We start from the raw sequence: 16476 nt of genomic DNA on the forward strand, positions 1-16476 counted from the left end.
GTTTAATTTCCTGATGACTGATAGCTCAAAACCGGTTTTGCTTCCTGATTGTCCGCTGAGGTCTGAAGCTCCATTCCTTCTTCCGATTGTTCCTGAGCGCTTTCCTGATATTTTTCTATATTGACACTGACAATTTCAATATCGGTGATTTCTTCTTCCGGTGTACTTGGATTTTCTCTGATAATGCGGTCAATAACATCCATACCTTCCACAACCTGGGCAAACACTGATTGATGCAGCCATTCTTCCGGATAGCCGCCCTCTTTTTCAAACAGGTCCACCATCTGTTTTGGGTAGTTGTTTTCTCTGATTTCATCCAATTCTTCTTGATATACTTTGCGGGAACCCACAATAAAAAACCGGCTGTCTACTACTCCATCCGGAGCATAGGACACGACCGCTCCGGGAATGGTTGCCAGATTATAGGAAATTTCCGGTTCCAGCTTTTCTTCAAAAATACATTTTCCCTCTTCTGCCACAGGCTTTCCGCTTCCTGCCACAATACGACCTTTGGTGCGGTCTTCCTGGTCTATTTTTTCAATGCGGGAAATCATCTGTCCATCAAAATAACCGCTTTCAGCAAGCTCGATAAAGTTTTCTACCGTCTTTGGCGCTTCGCTTGGGAAGAACCGCATCTTAAAAACCCCTTCCGAGGTCTCCACAACGGCAATATCCTCTCCACTCACCATATCTTCTGTTTGCAACAACACGATTTTATCCTGATCCAAAACTTCAATGCTCTGTCCCAGAGAGCAGGCCGTCATCGAAAACATCAAGCACGCTCCCATCATCATGCATGACAAGCTTTTTATCATTTTGTTTCACCGCCTTCTTGCAAAAGATTCTAAACATTTCGCTCAAACTGACATTCATCCTGCTTTGTGATGTATCTGCGAATTCTTTTATCATTATATACTACATTTTCTCCGCGCAGATAAACAAATTGTAAACTTTAATAAAAAAGAAAACTCCTGCACCAAAAATAGCGCAGGAGCCCTTGCTCTTTTCAAAATATTGCTTCTGAAAAGCCTATTTTTTGCTTGGATATTTGCCGTCCCAAACAATATCCCGATAGTTTTTGCGGTCGGTGTCCCCTTCGGTGCTGACAAAGAGCAGTCTGGAATTCTGGTCGATTCCAAGTTCTTCTTTTATGGACACCAGATCAGGGTTTGTCAAAATCTCTGCCACACAGCCAAATGCTGATGCGCCGGATTCTCCTGAAACAACCCTTGGGTCATCTCCCATTGGATTTCCCAGAACTCTCATACCTTTTGCAGCCGCATAGTCTGGGAAGGAGATAAAGTGGTCACAATAACCTTTGAGGACATCCCAGGCAATCGGGCAAGGCTCTCCGCAGGCAAGTCCAGCCATGATGGTATTCATTTCTTCTGTGACAAAATGAAGCTTGCCATCTCCTGCCTTAGCGGTGCGGAAAATGCAGTCTGCCTTATTTGGCTCTACAACGGTGATGACAGGCTGATTGTCCTCATAGATATTTGCAAAAAATCCGCACAGCGAAGCCGGCATTGAGCCAACCCCTGCCTGAAGGAAAATATGGGTCGGACGGTCAACGCCCATTTCGATAAGCTGCTGTGCAATTTCATTCGCCATGGTGGTATAGCCCTGAATAATCCAGGTCGGCACTTGAGTATACCCATCCCAGGAGGTGTCCTGCACCAGGACGCAGTTAGGTTCTTCTGCACGCTTTCTTGCCATGCGAACAGTATCGTCATAACGCAGATCGGTGATGGACGCATCAGAATTTTCCTTGCGGATATTGGCAAGGCGTTCCGGTGCAGAACCTTTTGGCATATAGACGACCGAACGCTGTCCCAATTGGTTGGCAGTCCACGCTACACCGCGTCCATGGTTTCCATCTGTTGCAGTCACCAGGGTAATCTCGCCCAGTTCCTTTTTTACCTCGTCACTGGTCATGACCGAGAAAGGCAGTTCAGACAGATCTCTTCCCAGACGGTTTGCGATATACTGACCAATTGCAAAGGAAGCACCCAGCACCTTAAAAGCATTGAGACCAAATCGATAGGACTCATCCTTCACAAAAATATCCGCTACTCCAAATTCTTTGGCCGCATTTTTTAAACGAGCCAGTGGGGTTCTGCAATATCCTGGAAAGCTTTTGTGAAACTGCGTTGTTTTCTCTGCTACTTCCCTGTTTAAAAAACGGATATTCGTTTTTCTTCCTGCTTCCCGTTTGTACGAAACAATCTCAAATCCATCTGCCATCTTTCTTTCCTCCCATCATTCTTCATGGATATTTTCTTTGATTTTACTACGCATTAAAGGCTTTTTCAAGCAACATTTACATCTTTCCCTTGACAATTCATCTTGCAGGATATAAAATTTTCTCATAAACTACCAAATATAGTTTTATATACTATATTTTCAGAAAGGATCGATTCGATTGAATAAGGAAAAAATTGCTATTCTAGTCGATTCCGGAAGTGACGTTCCACCGGAACTTCTGGAACGCCACCATATTTTCATGATTCCACTGAAGATTTTGTTTAATGAGGGAGAATATCTGGATGGACTCACCATTGACGCTTCAGAGGTTTATCGCCGTCTTCCTTTTGAAATCCCAAAAACTTCTTTGCCAGATGGAGAACAGATCACTTCCATTCTGGATCGAATCTATGCGGAAGGCTACCGCAAAGTGCTCGCTATCTGTATTTCTTCCTCGCTCAGCGGAACCTGCAATATGCTTCGCTTAATCTGTGAAGAATACGAAAATCTGGAGTGTCATGTTGTCGATTCCAAAAACATTTCGATCGGCAGCGGAATCATTGCCGTTCGTGCAGCTCAGCTGCTGGAAGAAGGAATGGGATTTGAGGAACTTTGCCGCAAAACAGAAGAAATGATTCCGAACAGCAAGGTTTTCTTCTGCTTAAAGACACTGGAATATCTGCAAAAAGGTGGAAGAATCGGAAAGGTTGCTGCTTTTCTTGGAAGCGCAATCTCGCTCAAACCGGTTATCTCCTGCAATGAAGAAGGCGCTTACTATGCAGTAGCAAAGAGCATCGGACGCAATCCATCCATCAAAAAGGTGCTGGAACTTGCGCAGAAGTTCGCGGAAGGTTGTCCAAAAGCAATGCTTGCTGTTATGCATGGGGATGCTGCTGAGGAAGCAGAAGCTTTGATTTCCGAAGTGAAGAAGAAAATTCCACAGGGAATCATTGCTGTCCGCGGACAGATCAGTCCTGCTTTGGGTGTCCATACCGGCCCGGGACTGGTTGGAATTTGTGTTTTAAAAGAATGCTGATAAAATAAAAAGCTCTCCAATTGGAGAGCTTTTTATTTTATCTAATGATTAACCAATCATAGAAAACAGAACATAGATCCAGTGTGCTGCAACACCTGCACACAGACCGCCGATGGTGTGGCTGATAATTGCCTTACCGGTCATCTTGCTGTAACCCAAGCTATCCATCATTGCAACATGGGTGCTCAGATAACCACTCCAGCACATACACATTGCAGTGAATACTGCAACGTCATTTCCGGTTGCCATGCCGTCACGAACCAGTTTTGGAACCAGACCGATTGCAGCGCCAGCTGCACCCAGAGAGGTAATCGGAACCGAAACGCCCTGAGAGCTTGTAAATCCGAACAGTGGTTTCAGGATAAAGTCCAGTTTATCGCCCAAAGCAGGCAGCAGAGCAATACCTTCATAAGCTGCACCGGTATAGGTACCTGCTTCGGAAGGACCATTGGTCAGCATCATAACAAAGGTACAGATAATCAGAACACCCGGAATAACAGCTACACCCATGCTGACACCGGATTTTCCGCCATCCAGCATTGCGGACATGAAACGGGAAGCTGCGCTGCCCGGACGTACCATACGGTAATCGGTATACATAACTGCGTTGATACCTTCTACCTCGCACATCTCTGTTTTGCCGTATTCTTTTGCTGTAAACATCAGCATCAGACGTACACTGACAATACTTCCAACGATTGCACCCAAGTTACCAATCAGTGCAGGACCGATGAAGCTCTCTCCACTTGGAGAGGTAATACCGATCATAAAGGAAGTGATAATCAGACCCATACCAAATGCAGTACCGATGTTAGTCAGTGCTGGCAGCTGATATCTCTTAAAATATCTGCGGAAGCCCTGGTCATCAGCCAGAGTCAGAATTGCCGGGTTATCGGACAGATAGGTTGCCAGAATACCAACGACGCTTGCACCTGGCAGATCGTACAAAGGTTTCATCAATGGAGAAAGTATCTTATTGATAATCGCAACGACACCGAACTCTGTAAACAGACCCGACAGTGCGCCTGCCAGAACGGCGATCGCCATGATGTAAAATACAGTATCCATCAAAAGCTGGTATGCTGTCTGCATCATGGTGTTGAGCATGTTGATTGCACCCATTTTTGTTCCCAGCACACCAAACATTACGGCAAAGCCCGCCATAAAAATAAAGCTTTCCAGACTGACTACCTTTTTAATATTAGGATGCTCTTTAAGCTGTTCCTGTGAAGCCATCCCCTTCTACCTCCTGAAAAAATTTCCTTCATTTCATCTTTGTTCTGATATAAATTATTCCGCGTTTTATATCAGAATTTTAAGTTTCATACCATCTGCCATGATAGCACAGTGCCCATAAGGTGTCAATCTATTGAAATATTTTTTGGAAGATTGCACCATATTTTTATCAAAAATTATAAAATCTATAAAATTTTTACGGCCAAACTTAAAATTCATGATATCACTGGTATCATGAAATTTTTGGAGATTTATTTTTTTAAGACTAAAACCGCTTGCTGATTTCTTTTCAAAACGCTAAAACAGCACCGCAAAAACACGATGCGGTGCTGTTTAGGAATGGTAATGGCTTAAAAATATCTTCAGACGTTCTGTTTTTGGAAAATCAAAAATCTGTTTTGGTGTCCCTTCCTCCTGAATTCTGCCATCGGCTAAAAACAAAACCCGGTCTGCAACACTTCTGGCAAAGTCCATTTCATGGGTGGTAATCAGCATGGTAATATGTTTGGATGCCAGAGTGCGCACAACATCCAAAACCTCTCCCACAAGTTCCGGGTCCAGAGAGGAGGTCGGCTCATCCAGCAACATAACCTTGGGGTGAGTTGCCAATGCCCGTCCGATTCCGACACGCTGCTGCTGTCCACCGGACATGCGGGATGGATACTCCTTTTCCTTTTCTGTTAGTCCCACCACCTTGAGGATCTCTCTGCCCTGACGTCTTGCTTCCTCTTTTTTTAAGTGTTTTACTCGGGTCAGTGGTTCTGTGATATTTTCCAGAGCCGTCTTGTTTGCAAACAGGTTATACTGCTGGAACACCATCGAGGTTTGACCCCTTAAATCATACTGTTCTTTTCTTTTGATTTTGGGAGCTGTTACTTCCAATTCTCCAATCGTGACTGTTCCTTCATCCGGAATTTCCAGCAGATTAATACAGCGCAGCAGGGTGGATTTTCCGGTTCCGGAAGGCCCAATAATCGCTACAACCTCTCCCCGTTTGACTTCCAGATCGATGCCATCCAGCACCGTTTTTCCTTCAAAGGATTTTTTGATTCCTTTTAACTTCAGCATAATTTCTTTCATGATCTATCACCCCGCTTTTTAATACATACGGGAAAGCACCTTCTCCAGCAACTTCTGGACATAATTAAAGAAGGTGACAATCAGCCAGTAAACGATCATAACCGCCGTAAACGATTCCAGGAATTTGAGGTTGGTAGCACCTTCCATCTTGGCTACTGCCATGATCTCGGTTACACCAAGTGTAAAAGCAAGCGACGACTGCTTAATAATATCCACAAAGTTATTGGATAATCCTGGTACCGCTACCCGCATCGCCTGCGGCAGTACAATCCGGCAAAATCCCTGCCAGCGGGTCATTCCGCAGGCAAGGCAGGCTTCCATCTGCCCCTTGTTGACCGAAGAAAGCGCGCCGCGAAGTGTTTCGGACATATAGGAAGAAGCGTTAAATGCGACCCCCAGAATAATCAATGTCATGATGCTCAGTTTCTGCATCGGAATGATGATCTGTGGAAGGCCATAGCAGATCCAGAACAGCTGAGCCAGCAAGGGTGTTCCTCGAAATAAAGAAACCCATCCATGACAGATCGACTTAAGTACCGGTATCTCCAGATAGTAGGCCGCCGCAATGATAAATGCAATGGCAAGCGCCAGAACAAGTGACGCAAGCGAAATTCCAAGAGTGACGTCGACATATCGAAACATAATGGGAAATAATCCCACAAAAAACGAGGTGTCAAACATCCGCTTTCCTCCTTCTCCTCCAAAACACACACATAAAATCCAATAAACGATAATTTCTGTTCCAAATTATACTAATTGTTATTATAATAACAAATGAAAGAAAAGCCTGACTGGGAAGCCATAGGCTCCCAAGCCAGACCTTTTTCAATGCATTGCGCTGATTATGCAAGTATTTCTTTACTGCTGCGGATTTACTGTCGCATCCATTCCAAACCACTTCTGAGAAAGTTCCTGCAATTCTCCGCTCTCTCTCATGCTGGCAAGTGTCTGATTGACTGCCTCTACCAGTTCGGTATCATCTTTCTGGAACGGATATGCTGCTTCTTCCACATACACAATATTGTCTGTGATCTTGAAATTTTGTCCTTTCTCCTCAATGTTCATCTTGGTCTGGAGCATTGGAGCTACCCTGCCGTCAATGCGTCCCAGCTCAATATCGCTGTCCATCGCCGGAGTTGCTTCGTAACCAACAATCTCAATTCCAAGATTATGTTCTTCATTGAGTTTTTTGAGGTTCAGTTCTCCATCTCCGCCCATAACAACACCGATTTTGGTATTTTTAAAATCGTCCAGTGTTTCCAACGTGCTGTCCGCTCTGGTTACCAGATTATAGGTGCTGTACAGATAAACATCCGAGAAAAGATATTTTTCCCGTCTTGTCTCATTGTTAGAAGACGTTTGTCTTGCCACAGTATCGATCTTGCCGGTATCAAGCATTCCAAACAAACCAGAAAAGTCCGCAACAGTATAATCGATCTTCCAGTTGTTTTCCTCTGCTATACGATTCCAGACATCAATCTCGAAGCCTTTGAGTTCATCATTTTCCTTGTAACAGAAAGGATAGAAGTCTCCACTGACACCGACCCCAATTGTTTTGGCTACGTCGGAAGACTCAGTTTGTGCAGAAGATTGTTCGGCAGATTGTCCACATCCTGTCAAAAGACAGATGGTCAAAATCAGAATCCAGGCTCCAACTTGTCTTAATTTCATGAAAACTCCTCCCTTATGTTTATAATTTTATATCAATTTGTAAAACTATTTTTATTATACTATGGAGAAGATTTTCCCGTCAAGTTAACAATTTGTGTCCAAAATTGTTAAAACTAGTTTTGCTCCATCTTGCCCATCCAGATGGCAATCGCTGCTCCGGCAATCAGAGTAACAACAGAAAGCACTGCCTGCAATCCCGGTGTAAAGCCTGCATTGAGCAGGATTGGAAGGATGGAACCAGCAATCAGCCCCAGGATAGCAAAATAAGTTTGCTGCTCATAGCGCTTCATACAGATGTCAATAATCTTTGCTCCTGCAAAAATACCAATCAAAACACCTACTGCAACCGGAACTAGGATTGGAATGTTCAGCGAAGAAATTGCAGTCAGAACTGAGGTATATACCCCCAGCAGCACCATTACCATCGAACCGCTGATACCCGGCATAATCATGCATGCTGCTGCCACTGCTGCCGATAAAAGCAAACGCACTGCACTGCCAACTGTAAGGGTTGTAATCAGGGCACTTCCCTCATCTGAAACATTCTGCAGCAGAGTCATCACCATCATAATGGCAAAACTGACAAAAAACGGAAGCAAGCTGACCTTTTTAAACTTTTCCCTGACTGCACGGTGATAAATCATCGGAATGCTTCCCAGAATCAGTCCCAGGAAAAAGATATTGGTCGGCATAGTAAAATCACGAAGCAAAAACTCGATCAGGTGGCTGAAAAGCACGATTCCCAGAACTGCACCAATTCCAATCGGAAGCAGGTAGAGCACCGAATTTTTAAAATCCTTGCGAAGATCAGAAACAGCGCCGATCAGCTTGTCATAGATTCCCATAACAACTGCCATGGTTCCTCCGCTGACACCAGGAATAATGTTTGCTACTCCCACGACCAAACCTTTTACGATGCGGGATAAAAAATCCATAAATACAATTCTCCTTTAATTTTTGTCCGCAACACACAAAAAAAGGACGCCTGCCCTGTCTCAAACAGTACCGCATGGCTGTCCTTTTTTGTTTCTCTTTCAGCTAAAAAGTGTCCTGCGGCTGTCTTGATTATACCGCGAAGTTTTCTTTGAATCAAGCTGAAATTTGTTTCTTATTCTTTCTCCAAACACCGGCTGTAGCTGTAAAGCATCCACCCACACAAATCGGCAGGTAGAAGGTCAGCAGTCTCCAGAACAGGATTGCTACACTCAGGATATGCGTTGGGAAAAATATGCTGAAAATAGTATGGAAACCGATTTCTGCACCAGCAGCAGCACCGGGCAGTGGAATAAATGAGGTAAAATTCAGTACAAAGGCTCCCGCACAGATCATCAAGAGCACATCCGCCTTTCCCAATCCGAATGCATAAAAGATACACAACGGAATCAGGAAAAATGCCGTCAGCTGCACCGCTGTCAGGGCGGACATCGCTAAAATTCCCCCAATATCCTGGCGGATCTGTGCAAAACCCTCATAAAATTCCATCAGTTCCTTTTGAATTCGTTCCTTTGCTTTGCTTGCTGCCTGCTCTGAAATCAGTTTTACCTTTTTAAGCAGGGACACACTTCCGTACAAAACCTTTTCTGTCGGTCTGCGCAAAAAGCCCAGACACAACAGTCCGGTGATCACCAGCAGGTTGACACCAAATCCTACGAAAATCAACCATCCGATGGACGAAATCCTTCCTGAAAAGCTTTTAAAGCACAACAATAGTGTCAACGCTGAATAGATGGTCAATACAAACTGATAGACAATAAATTTGATCAGTAAGGAACAGCTGGCAAAGGAGAGGGACACTCCTTTTTTCACCAAGTACCACGCCTGCATCGGCTGACCACCACTCGAAAATGGAGTGATGCAGTTAAAAAACTGACCGATCATGGTCGCACAGAAGGTATCTCCCGGATTTTGTGTGGGAACAAACCGACTGACAGCCAGATGCAGACCCAATGATTCAAAGACCCAATAAACCACCATCAATCCCAGCGCTGCCAGAATCCACAAGGGCCGCATTCCGAGCATCATCTTCCAAAGCGCCTGAATACTGTACTGTTTGAGCAGCCAGATACACAGCACGGCAAAGGTACCTGCAATAAAAGCCAGCCCTTTTGCATAACCTTTGGTATCTGCTTTCATCGTACTCCTCCTGCAGCTGTTGAAAATACTTTTTTCAAAATTGGCTTATTCTGACGTCGTTGACTTTCTCCAAGCAGACCATGATAAAATTCTCTCCACATCGAGAGTACATGCTCTTCGCTGTAAAAATCATTGCCTTTTCGGCTCATCTGAACTGCCTGTTCATAATACTGTGGCTGCTGTGACAGCTTATTGAGCTCCTCTGCAAATCCTGCATTATCCTGTGCTTTCAGATAATATCCATCCAAAATAACCGGATACAGGTCCAGATCACGCAGAAGAATCGGAACATGGCAGCTCATCGCTTCCAGAACCGTCATTGGGAACAGCTCATCAAAGCTTGGAAGCAGCATGACATCACCCATCTGATAAACCTGCGGCATTTTATCTCGCTCGACCAGTCCGGTAAAATGCAGATTCTGTGGGTGCTCTTTGAGCAGCTTTTCAATATCTTTGTAGCCATCACTCATATTGCCGAAGGCAAAATCTCCTGCCCATACAAACTGCATCTGTGGAAGCTGCTCTGCCAGTTTTGCATATTCAAACACACCTTTTCTGGTTTGCAGCTGACCAGCACAGACCACGGTAAATACATCCTCTTTCAGGTGATATTCTTTTCTTAATTCTCTTTTTCTCTGTTCATCCACAGGATAAAACTGTTTTGAGGAAACATAGTTTGGTATGTAGGTTACCTTGTTTTCGTCAATTCCATAGGCTGCCAGCTTTGGAATAAAACATGGATTTACCGTAACCAGATAGTCAACACTCTTATAAAACTGAATCAGATAATCATAAAAGAATTCCCGGAATACTTTTGGAATACTCAGACTCTGGTCGACTGTTTCCGGCAGAAAATGAACCGAAGCTACGGTTACTCCTTTATTTTTCAGGTACGGGATCTGCATAAAAAACTGTGGATTTACGGTATGAATATGGGTAATATCTGCTGGACGTGCAGAATTTACAACCACTTTCATCTGAAAATCGGTGTCCTTTCCTTCAATTTGGTCCAGATTTCCTGTAATCAAATGGAGTTCTTCCAGATAAGCTGACAGCACGCCCTGTCCTTTTACCCGATCTGCGTGCGATAACATATTAAGTGTAAATTCTCTCATAAAAGATCCTCCTTCGTCATCGTTTCTTTCTCATTTTCCTTTATTATATATGAGAAATGTTCTCTTTTCTTTTTTTTCCTGTTAAAATTTTGTTCTGATTACGAAACGATCTTTCCGGAGTCTCTTACTACAAATCTAATATTATTTTACAGAATCCTCAAAAATTCTTTACAATTAAAATCGACAAAAAAAACGGGAAAGCAGATCTGCTTTCCCGTTTTTTTAATTTTCATCCAATTCATTTACCTGATAGCAGAGTGTCATCAGGCTGTCGCCCAGATGGACATTTTCCACTGCAATCGGAACACCGCTGTCGCGATGACGCAGTCCCAGATCGTAATGAGAAAAGTTCCAGAATGCGCGAATTCCATAGCTGATCAGACGGTCACCCAGTTCTTCCACAACATCCTTTGGAAGACAAAGGATTGCTGCATCCGGCTTTACTTTGGTGCAAAATTCTTCCAGAGCACTTTCCGGCATAATCTCGATGCCATGAATTTTCTGTCCAATCAGTTTTGGATTTTTATCAAAGATTCCAACCAGTTTAAATCCTTTGGATTCAAACGAAAGATGTTTAACCAGAGCCATACCCAGGTTGCCAGCACCCAGAAGGATGATCTTGCGTCCCTGGTTGATGCCCAGAATGTTTCCAATTTCTTCATACAGAGCATCTACATTGTATCCGTATCCCTGCTGTCCAAAACCGCCAAAACAGTTTAAATCCTGTCGAATCTGGGAAGCGGTCAGGCTCATCAGCTCTGCCAGCTCCCTAGACGAAATTCGATGTACTCCTTTTTGAATCAGGTCATACAAAAACCTGTGATATCTTGGCAGTCTGCGAATAACAGATGCCGAAACTCCCTCATATCTTGCCATAACGTTTCTCCTGTTCTTTTTGCTTCTCTATGATAAAAACGGAGTTCATCCCACAAAAACCCCCACTGATACAGGGATGGATGAGCACAGTCACTGTATAAAAGTAGTTTACTGATTTATTTTATGCCACTGTCAGCGGTTTGTCAATGTTTTCAGATGTTCTATTTCTTTTTTTCTCTTTGTTTGATATTATTCCGACAAAAGCTTTACAAAAAATATTATCTGCTTTATCTTTCCTTTACAGACATACTTTGTTCACAATTATCATTTATAATGAAAGCGAACACAGAAAATTTCACGGTCATTTTCGTATAAAATGCTGTGATTTTCTTTCTTTTCTTCTAATAACACAACTATGATAAATCGGAATAGGATGGATTAACGAATGGAAAGCAACAAAACCGTATTAACCACTTCCTTAAAAAGTACCGCTGTACTGGTAACCAATCAGTTTCAGTGCGAACGCCTGATTCAGGCCGGACGGAGTGTCGCAGACATCTCCAAAACCGATTTAATTGTTTTAAACGTACAAAGCAATGAATATCCGGCAAACCCGCAGGCTATCCAGTATTTGTTCAATATTTCTGCACAGAACAGCGCCATCATGAACGTCATGTACGCTGAGGATACCTTTAAAACAATCGTTCAGTACATCAAGGATCATCAGACCGCTTATGTCGTTACTGGTATGCCGCAGACAAAAAACTCTGTTCTTCACCGAATCTGGAAAAAATTTGCTCATGTCACCTTCTTCACTGTGGACGAAAACGGTGCTCTGCATGAGGTAACCGACAAAAGCGTTTATCAAAAAAGCGCTTCCCGTTCCTGAGGAAAGGGGGTTTTTCATTGAACGATCTCAGTCTTGACCGTCTTGATGACGAAAAGATTCTATGGCAAACCTTTACTCTCCCATCTTCCTGTGATGGGCAGAACTTGTTCTGCCGCCTGGCAGAGCCCACAACACCTTTGCGCGGGGTGGTCCAGATTTCCCATGGAATGTGCGAACATATTGACCGCTACATCCCATTCTTTCGCTTTCTTGCTTTGGAAGGCTTTGTAGTTTGCGGAAACGACCATCTCGGACATGGAAAGACCTGCCAGAATCCTGACCATTTTGGATTCTTTGCAGAGGAAAAAGGATACCAGTATCTAATCGAAGATCTTCACCAGGTTAGCCTTTTCTTAAAAAAGCGTTATCCCCAGCTTCCACTCTTTCTGTTTGGACACAGCATGGGCTCGATGATTACACGACTGTACCTTTCCAAGTATTCTTCCCTGCTTCAGGGCGTAGTAATCTGCGGAACAGCCGGACCAAATCCAGCATCCAAAGCAGGCATGCTGCTTTGCAAACAGGTCATTGCCAAAAAAGGTGAATTTTCTCACTCCTCTCAGCTGCAGAAGCTGATTTTTGGTTCTTACAATAACCGCTGTTCCCATCCCAAAAATGAGTGGGCATGGCTTAGCCGGGATGACGAAATGGTGGATGCCTACATTCAGGACCCATTGTGTGGATTCCCGTTTACTGCATCTGCTTATCTGGATTTGTTGTCCCTGCAATATTTCTGCAACACTCGGGTATGGTACAAAACACTCGACCAAAATCTTCCAATGCTGTTGATTTCTGGAGCGATGGACCCGGTCGGCAACTATGGAAAAGGAATTCGTATGATTGAAAAGCAGCTGCTTCGTGCCGGTATCAGCGATCTGACCGTTTGGATTTATCCCGGCGCCCGCCACGAACTGTTAAACGAAACAAACCGCGATGAAGTCATGCGGGATGTTCTTTCCTGGTTTGCTCTTCACGTATAATCAAAAAGCTCTGCGAAATCGCAGAGCTTTTTTTAGATTAAAAATCCACCGTTTGGGCTGATAACCTGTCCTGTCAGGAAGGAAGCTCCTTCTTCTGCCAAAAAGAATGCACAGTCCGCTACCTGCTGTGGCGTTCCGATCTGGCAAAGTGGTGTTTCTTCTTTTAATTCTTCCATCACTTCCGCTGTCAGATTGCCATTCATTTCGGTATCGATCACGCCAGGAGCAATACAGTTGACCCGAATGCCGGAAGGTCCCACTTCCTTAGCAAGTGCCTTGGTCAGCCCAATTACAGCCGCCTTGGATGCCGAATAAGGGACCTCACAGGAAGCTCCAGCAATTCCCCAGATAGAAGAGGTTGTAATAATGCTTCCCTTCTGTCTACGGATCATCGAAGGTAGAACCTCTTTGCAGCAGTAAAAGACGCTGTCAAGGTTCACTGCCATCATGTTATGCCACTGATCCGAAGTAAAATCGGTAAAAAGACCCTGGCGGGCAATTCCGGCGTTGCAGATCAGCACATCGATATGTCCAAATTGGGAAAGAATTTCTTCCACCATTCGTTTTACCTGTACTTCATCCGAAACATCTGCCTGCATTGGAATCACACTCAGTCCCTGTTCTGCCATCCGCTGTGCAAATTGTTCCATTCTCTCTTTGGAATTATGATAGTTTGCAATGACTTGATATCCTTCTCTGGCAAACTTTTCTGCTTCCGCACGTCCAATTCCCCGGGAAGCACCGGTGATCAGTACAACCTTTGACATTCCTTTTTTCCCTGCCTCTCTTTTCTGGATAAAACAAAAAGCCGCTGGATATTTCCAACGGCTTTTCTTTGGTGACCTATCGGAGACTCGAACTCCGGACACCCTGATTAAAAGTCAGGTGCTCTACCGACTGAGCTAATAAGTCAAACCTGTTTGTGTTGCTGTCCTTGCAACGTTGATTATTATATCATCACTTTTTTGTTTTGTCAACACCTTTTTTTAAATTTCTTTATTTTCTTTTAAAAGAAAATAAAGAAATTTAAAAGTGTTTGCTCCGCGCTTTCTCCCGTTTCTTTGATGAAAAAAGAGAAACGTTTACTCCGTACTCTTTCCCACTTTCTTTACTGAAAGGACAGAAGGTATTTGGGGAATGGATGACTTTTCTTTCAAAAAAGGCTATAATAAAAGATGCTTTTAAAAGGAGTTGATTTTTTGGAAGCTGCACTGGATACAAACATTCAATATCTCAGCGGTGTCGGACCAAAGCGCGCCGCCCTTTATCATAAACTGGACATTCATACCATCCGCGACCTGCTCTATTATTTTCCTCGGGCATATATTGATCTTTCCTCTCCCTGCTTTATTGCGGATGCTCCACCTTGGGAGATCTGTGCTGTTCGGGCGCGTGTGGTAGCAAAATCTTCCCCGCAGTATGTCAGAAAAGGCATGACTATCTTTAAAGTAAAGGTGGCTGATGACAGCGGCAGTATGTTGATCACCTTTTTTAATGCAAAGTTTACTGTGGAAGCCTTAAAATATGATGAGGAGTACATCTTCTATGGAAAAATTGGCGGCTCTTTGCTGCGCAAAGAGATGCATGCTCCTGCCATCTATCCGGCATCCCTGCCGTCAGCTTTTATTCCGGTCTATCCCCTGACACAGGGACTCTCCTCCAAAATGATTGCGGCAAACATCTCACAGGCACTCCATCTGCTGGACGAAAATCTCCCCGATCCTCTTCCTGCATCCATCCGTCAGAAATATCAGCTGTGTCACCTGCACTTTGCGCTCAAAAATATCCACCTTCCCACCGATCGAGAAAGCGTTGAGATTGCCCGTAGGCGTTTGATTTTTGAAGAGCTTCTGATGCTTTCCCTTTCGCTGCATACTGTCCGGGATGATACCTTTTCTCAAACCTCCTATCTGTGCAAAAATGTTGACCTTTCCCCCTTCCTTGCACAGCTGCCCTTCCAACTCACCGGTGCTCAGCAGAGGGCGATTTCCGATGTCTGCTCTGACCTGCAAAAAAGCACCCCAATGAATCGTTTGGTTCAGGGGGATGTTGGTTCGGGAAAAACAATGGTAGCAGCCGCTGCCGCCTTTGTCGCCTTCCAGAATGGCTATCTGTCCGCCCTGATGGCTCCGACCGAAATTCTGGCACAGCAGCATTTTCAGGGGCTTTCCCGTCTTCTCTCGCCACTTGGAATGCGCGTTGCTCTGCTTTGCGGCTCTATGACTGCAAAGGAAAAGCGAGATGTCAAGGAACGAATCGCACTTGGGATGGTCGATCTTGTGATCGGCACCCATGCACTCATCTCCGAAGATGTAGATTTGCCAAATCTGGCACTGGTTGTCACCGATGAACAGCATCGTTTTGGCGTTGGACAGCGAACCAAACTTTCCGAAAAATCCGACCACCCACACACCTTAGTCATGTCCGCTACCCCAATCCCCAGAACGCTCGCTCTGATGATCTACGGAGACTTGGATGTCTCCATCATTGACGAGCTTCCACCGCACCGTCAGCCGGTCAAGACCTACGTCATCAGTTCCAAGCTAAAAGAGCGCGCTTATAACTTCCTCAAAGAACACCTTGACCGCGGCTTGCAGGGATATATTGTCTGCCCTCTGGTAGAAGCAATGGAAAATTCTCCGGTCAATCTGCAAAATGCAGAGGAATATGCTGACCAGCTTGCACGCGGACCTTTCATAAACTACCGTGTCGGTGTCCTGCATGGAAAAATGCGCCCTAAGGACAAAGAACGCATCATGGACGCTTTTGCCTCCGGAGAGATCCAGTTGCTGGTATCCACCACTGTCATCGAGGTCGGCGTCGATGTACCCAATGCGGTCATCATGATGATCGAAAATGCCGAACGATTTGGTTTGAGTCAGCTTCATCAGCTGCGCGGACGTGTCGGTCGAGGCTCCCAGCAATCCTACTGCATCCTGATTTCGGATAACAAAAATCCCGAAACCAAGGAGCGTCTGGAAGTCATGCACCAGACAAATGACGGCTTTAAGGTCGCAGAATATGATCTGAAAGCCCGGGGCCCCGGCGACTTTCTGGGAAAACGCCAGCATGGTCTGCCGCAATTAAAGATTGCGGACCTTACCACCAATATGGATTTGCTCACGCAGGCACAGCAGGCTGCCGAAGAGCTCAAAGGTTTTACCAATCTGAACGAAGGGGAAAAGCAGCTTCTCAAACAAGCGATTTCTCGTATTCTGAGCCATGTTGGAGAACAGTTAAACTAAAAAAAGCACAGGCATCTCTGCCTGTGCTTTT

Annotated in this window: 15 protein-coding genes and 1 tRNA gene; 4 read left to right on the forward strand and 12 right to left on the reverse strand. The window is 44.6% G+C overall.

The genetic code is table 11. The annotated features are described in order from the left end of the window. Positions 1–2 precede the first annotated feature (2 nt). Together BQ5375_RS01700 and dpaL are read right to left on the reverse strand one after the other, a co-directional pair. A complete protein-coding gene (locus BQ5375_RS01700) occupies positions 3–773 on the reverse strand; it encodes a peptidylprolyl isomerase (RefSeq protein WP_022133089.1) in 771 nt (256 codons plus the stop codon). Between the two features lie 256 nt (positions 774–1029). Next, the gene (gene dpaL / locus BQ5375_RS01705) at positions 1030–2244 is read right to left on the reverse strand and encodes a diaminopropionate ammonia-lyase (protein ID WP_022133088.1); all 1215 of its coding nucleotides are present in this window, start codon (positions 2242–2244) and stop codon (positions 1030–1032) included. A 178-nt stretch (positions 2245–2422) separates the two neighbouring features. On the opposite strand from dpaL, the gene BQ5375_RS01710 reads away from it, so the two are divergent. After that, positions 2423–3280, forward strand: coding sequence for a DegV family protein (locus BQ5375_RS01710; protein WP_022133087.1), 858 nt, complete (start codon positions 2423–2425; stop codon positions 3278–3280). Between the two features lie 48 nt (positions 3281–3328). Here BQ5375_RS01710 and BQ5375_RS01715 read toward each other — a convergent pair whose 3' ends face one another. From BQ5375_RS01715 to BQ5375_RS01750, 8 genes are all read right to left on the reverse strand, one after another. Continuing rightward, positions 3329–4516, reverse strand: a complete 1188-nt coding sequence (locus BQ5375_RS01715) for a CD0519/CD1768 family membrane protein (protein WP_022133086.1) — start codon at positions 4514–4516, stop codon at positions 3329–3331. Between the two features lie 333 nt (positions 4517–4849). Beyond that, a complete protein-coding gene (locus BQ5375_RS01720) occupies positions 4850–5584 on the reverse strand; it encodes an amino acid ABC transporter ATP-binding protein (RefSeq protein WP_076917369.1) in 735 nt (244 codons plus the stop codon). A 30-nt stretch (positions 5585–5614) separates the two neighbouring features. After that, positions 5615–6277: an amino acid ABC transporter permease gene (locus BQ5375_RS01725; protein ID WP_022133084.1), complete on the reverse strand. Its 663-nt coding sequence runs from the start codon at positions 6275–6277 to the stop codon at positions 5615–5617. A 177-nt stretch (positions 6278–6454) separates the two neighbouring features. Next, on the reverse strand, positions 6455–7267 hold the full coding sequence (locus tag BQ5375_RS01730; protein ID WP_022133083.1) for a transporter substrate-binding domain-containing protein: 813 nt from the start codon (positions 7265–7267) through the stop codon (positions 6455–6457). 113 nt (positions 7268–7380) lie between these two features. After that, positions 7381–8202: a DUF368 domain-containing protein gene (locus BQ5375_RS01735; protein WP_022133082.1), complete on the reverse strand. Its 822-nt coding sequence runs from the start codon at positions 8200–8202 to the stop codon at positions 7381–7383. Between the two features lie 154 nt (positions 8203–8356). After that, on the reverse strand, positions 8357–9400 hold the full coding sequence (locus BQ5375_RS01740; protein WP_022133081.1) for a lysylphosphatidylglycerol synthase transmembrane domain-containing protein: 1044 nt from the start codon (positions 9398–9400) through the stop codon (positions 8357–8359). Next, positions 9397–10515 carry a glycosyltransferase family 4 protein gene (locus BQ5375_RS01745; protein ID WP_022133080.1) on the reverse strand — a complete coding sequence of 373 codons (1119 nt, stop codon included), beginning with the start codon at positions 10513–10515 and terminating at the stop codon, positions 9397–9399. The genes BQ5375_RS01740 and BQ5375_RS01745 overlap by 4 nt, the downstream gene beginning before the upstream one ends. A 222-nt stretch (positions 10516–10737) precedes the next feature. After that, positions 10738–11391 (reverse strand): redox-sensing transcriptional repressor Rex, encoded by a 654-nt coding sequence (locus BQ5375_RS01750; protein ID WP_022133079.1) that lies wholly within the window; start codon positions 11389–11391, stop codon positions 10738–10740. 385 nt (positions 11392–11776) lie between these two features. Between BQ5375_RS01750 and BQ5375_RS01755 the strand changes: the two genes are divergently transcribed. Continuing rightward, positions 11777–12220 (forward strand): adenine nucleotide alpha hydrolase family protein, encoded by a 444-nt coding sequence (locus BQ5375_RS01755; RefSeq protein ID WP_022133078.1) that lies wholly within the window; start codon positions 11777–11779, stop codon positions 12218–12220. A 17-nt stretch (positions 12221–12237) separates the two neighbouring features. Continuing rightward, complete coding sequence (locus BQ5375_RS01760) at positions 12238–13200, forward strand: alpha/beta hydrolase (protein WP_022133077.1); 963 nt, start codon at positions 12238–12240, stop codon at positions 13198–13200. A 32-nt stretch (positions 13201–13232) separates the two neighbouring features. Here BQ5375_RS01760 and ymfI read toward each other — a convergent pair whose 3' ends face one another. Together ymfI and BQ5375_RS01770 are read right to left on the reverse strand one after the other, a co-directional pair. After that, complete coding sequence (ymfI, locus tag BQ5375_RS01765; RefSeq protein ID WP_022133076.1) at positions 13233–13967, reverse strand: elongation factor P 5-aminopentanone reductase; 735 nt, start codon at positions 13965–13967, stop codon at positions 13233–13235. Positions 13968–14036: 69 nt separating this feature from the next. After that, positions 14037–14112 (reverse strand) — tRNA-Lys (locus tag BQ5375_RS01770). A gap of 287 nt (positions 14113–14399) precedes the next feature. Between BQ5375_RS01770 and recG the strand changes: the two genes are divergently transcribed. Further along, positions 14400–16445 carry an ATP-dependent DNA helicase RecG gene (recG, locus tag BQ5375_RS01775; protein ID WP_022133072.1) on the forward strand — a complete coding sequence of 682 codons (2046 nt, stop codon included), beginning with the start codon at positions 14400–14402 and terminating at the stop codon, positions 16443–16445. The last annotated feature ends 31 nt before the right edge of the window (positions 16446–16476 follow it).

Source organism: Negativibacillus massiliensis (genome assembly GCF_900148495.1).
In the GTDB taxonomy this organism is placed as follows: Bacteria; Bacillota; Clostridia; order Oscillospirales; family Ruminococcaceae; genus Negativibacillus; species Negativibacillus massiliensis.

Excerpts from the sequence above, each read along its gene's own strand:
- BQ5375_RS01700 (WP_022133089.1), bottom strand. The coding sequence starts at position 773 with ATGTTTTCGATGACGGCCTGCTCTCTGGGACAGAGCATTGAAGTTTTG.
- dpaL (WP_022133088.1), bottom strand. The coding sequence starts at position 2,244 with ATGGCAGATGGATTTGAGATTGTTTCGTACAAACGGGAAGCAGGAAGA.
- BQ5375_RS01715 (WP_022133086.1), bottom strand. The coding sequence starts at position 4,516 with ATGGCTTCACAGGAACAGCTTAAAGAGCATCCTAATATTAAAAAGGTA.
- BQ5375_RS01720 (WP_076917369.1), bottom strand. The coding sequence starts at position 5,584 with ATGCTGAAGTTAAAAGGAATCAAAAAATCCTTTGAAGGAAAAACGGTG.
- BQ5375_RS01725 (WP_022133084.1), bottom strand. The coding sequence starts at position 6,277 with ATGTTTGACACCTCGTTTTTTGTGGGATTATTTCCCATTATGTTTCGA.
- BQ5375_RS01730 (WP_022133083.1), bottom strand. The coding sequence starts at position 7,267 with ATGAAATTAAGACAAGTTGGAGCCTGGATTCTGATTTTGACCATCTGT.
- BQ5375_RS01735 (WP_022133082.1), bottom strand. The coding sequence starts at position 8,202 with ATGGATTTTTTATCCCGCATCGTAAAAGGTTTGGTCGTGGGAGTAGCA.
- BQ5375_RS01740 (WP_022133081.1), bottom strand. The coding sequence starts at position 9,400 with ATGAAAGCAGATACCAAAGGTTATGCAAAAGGGCTGGCTTTTATTGCA.
- BQ5375_RS01745 (WP_022133080.1), bottom strand. The coding sequence starts at position 10,515 with ATGAGAGAATTTACACTTAATATGTTATCGCACGCAGATCGGGTAAAA.
- BQ5375_RS01750 (WP_022133079.1), bottom strand. The coding sequence starts at position 11,391 with ATGGCAAGATATGAGGGAGTTTCGGCATCTGTTATTCGCAGACTGCCA.
- BQ5375_RS01755 (WP_022133078.1), top strand. The coding sequence starts at position 11,777 with ATGGAAAGCAACAAAACCGTATTAACCACTTCCTTAAAAAGTACCGCT.
- ymfI (WP_022133076.1), bottom strand. The coding sequence starts at position 13,967 with ATGTCAAAGGTTGTACTGATCACCGGTGCTTCCCGGGGAATTGGACGT.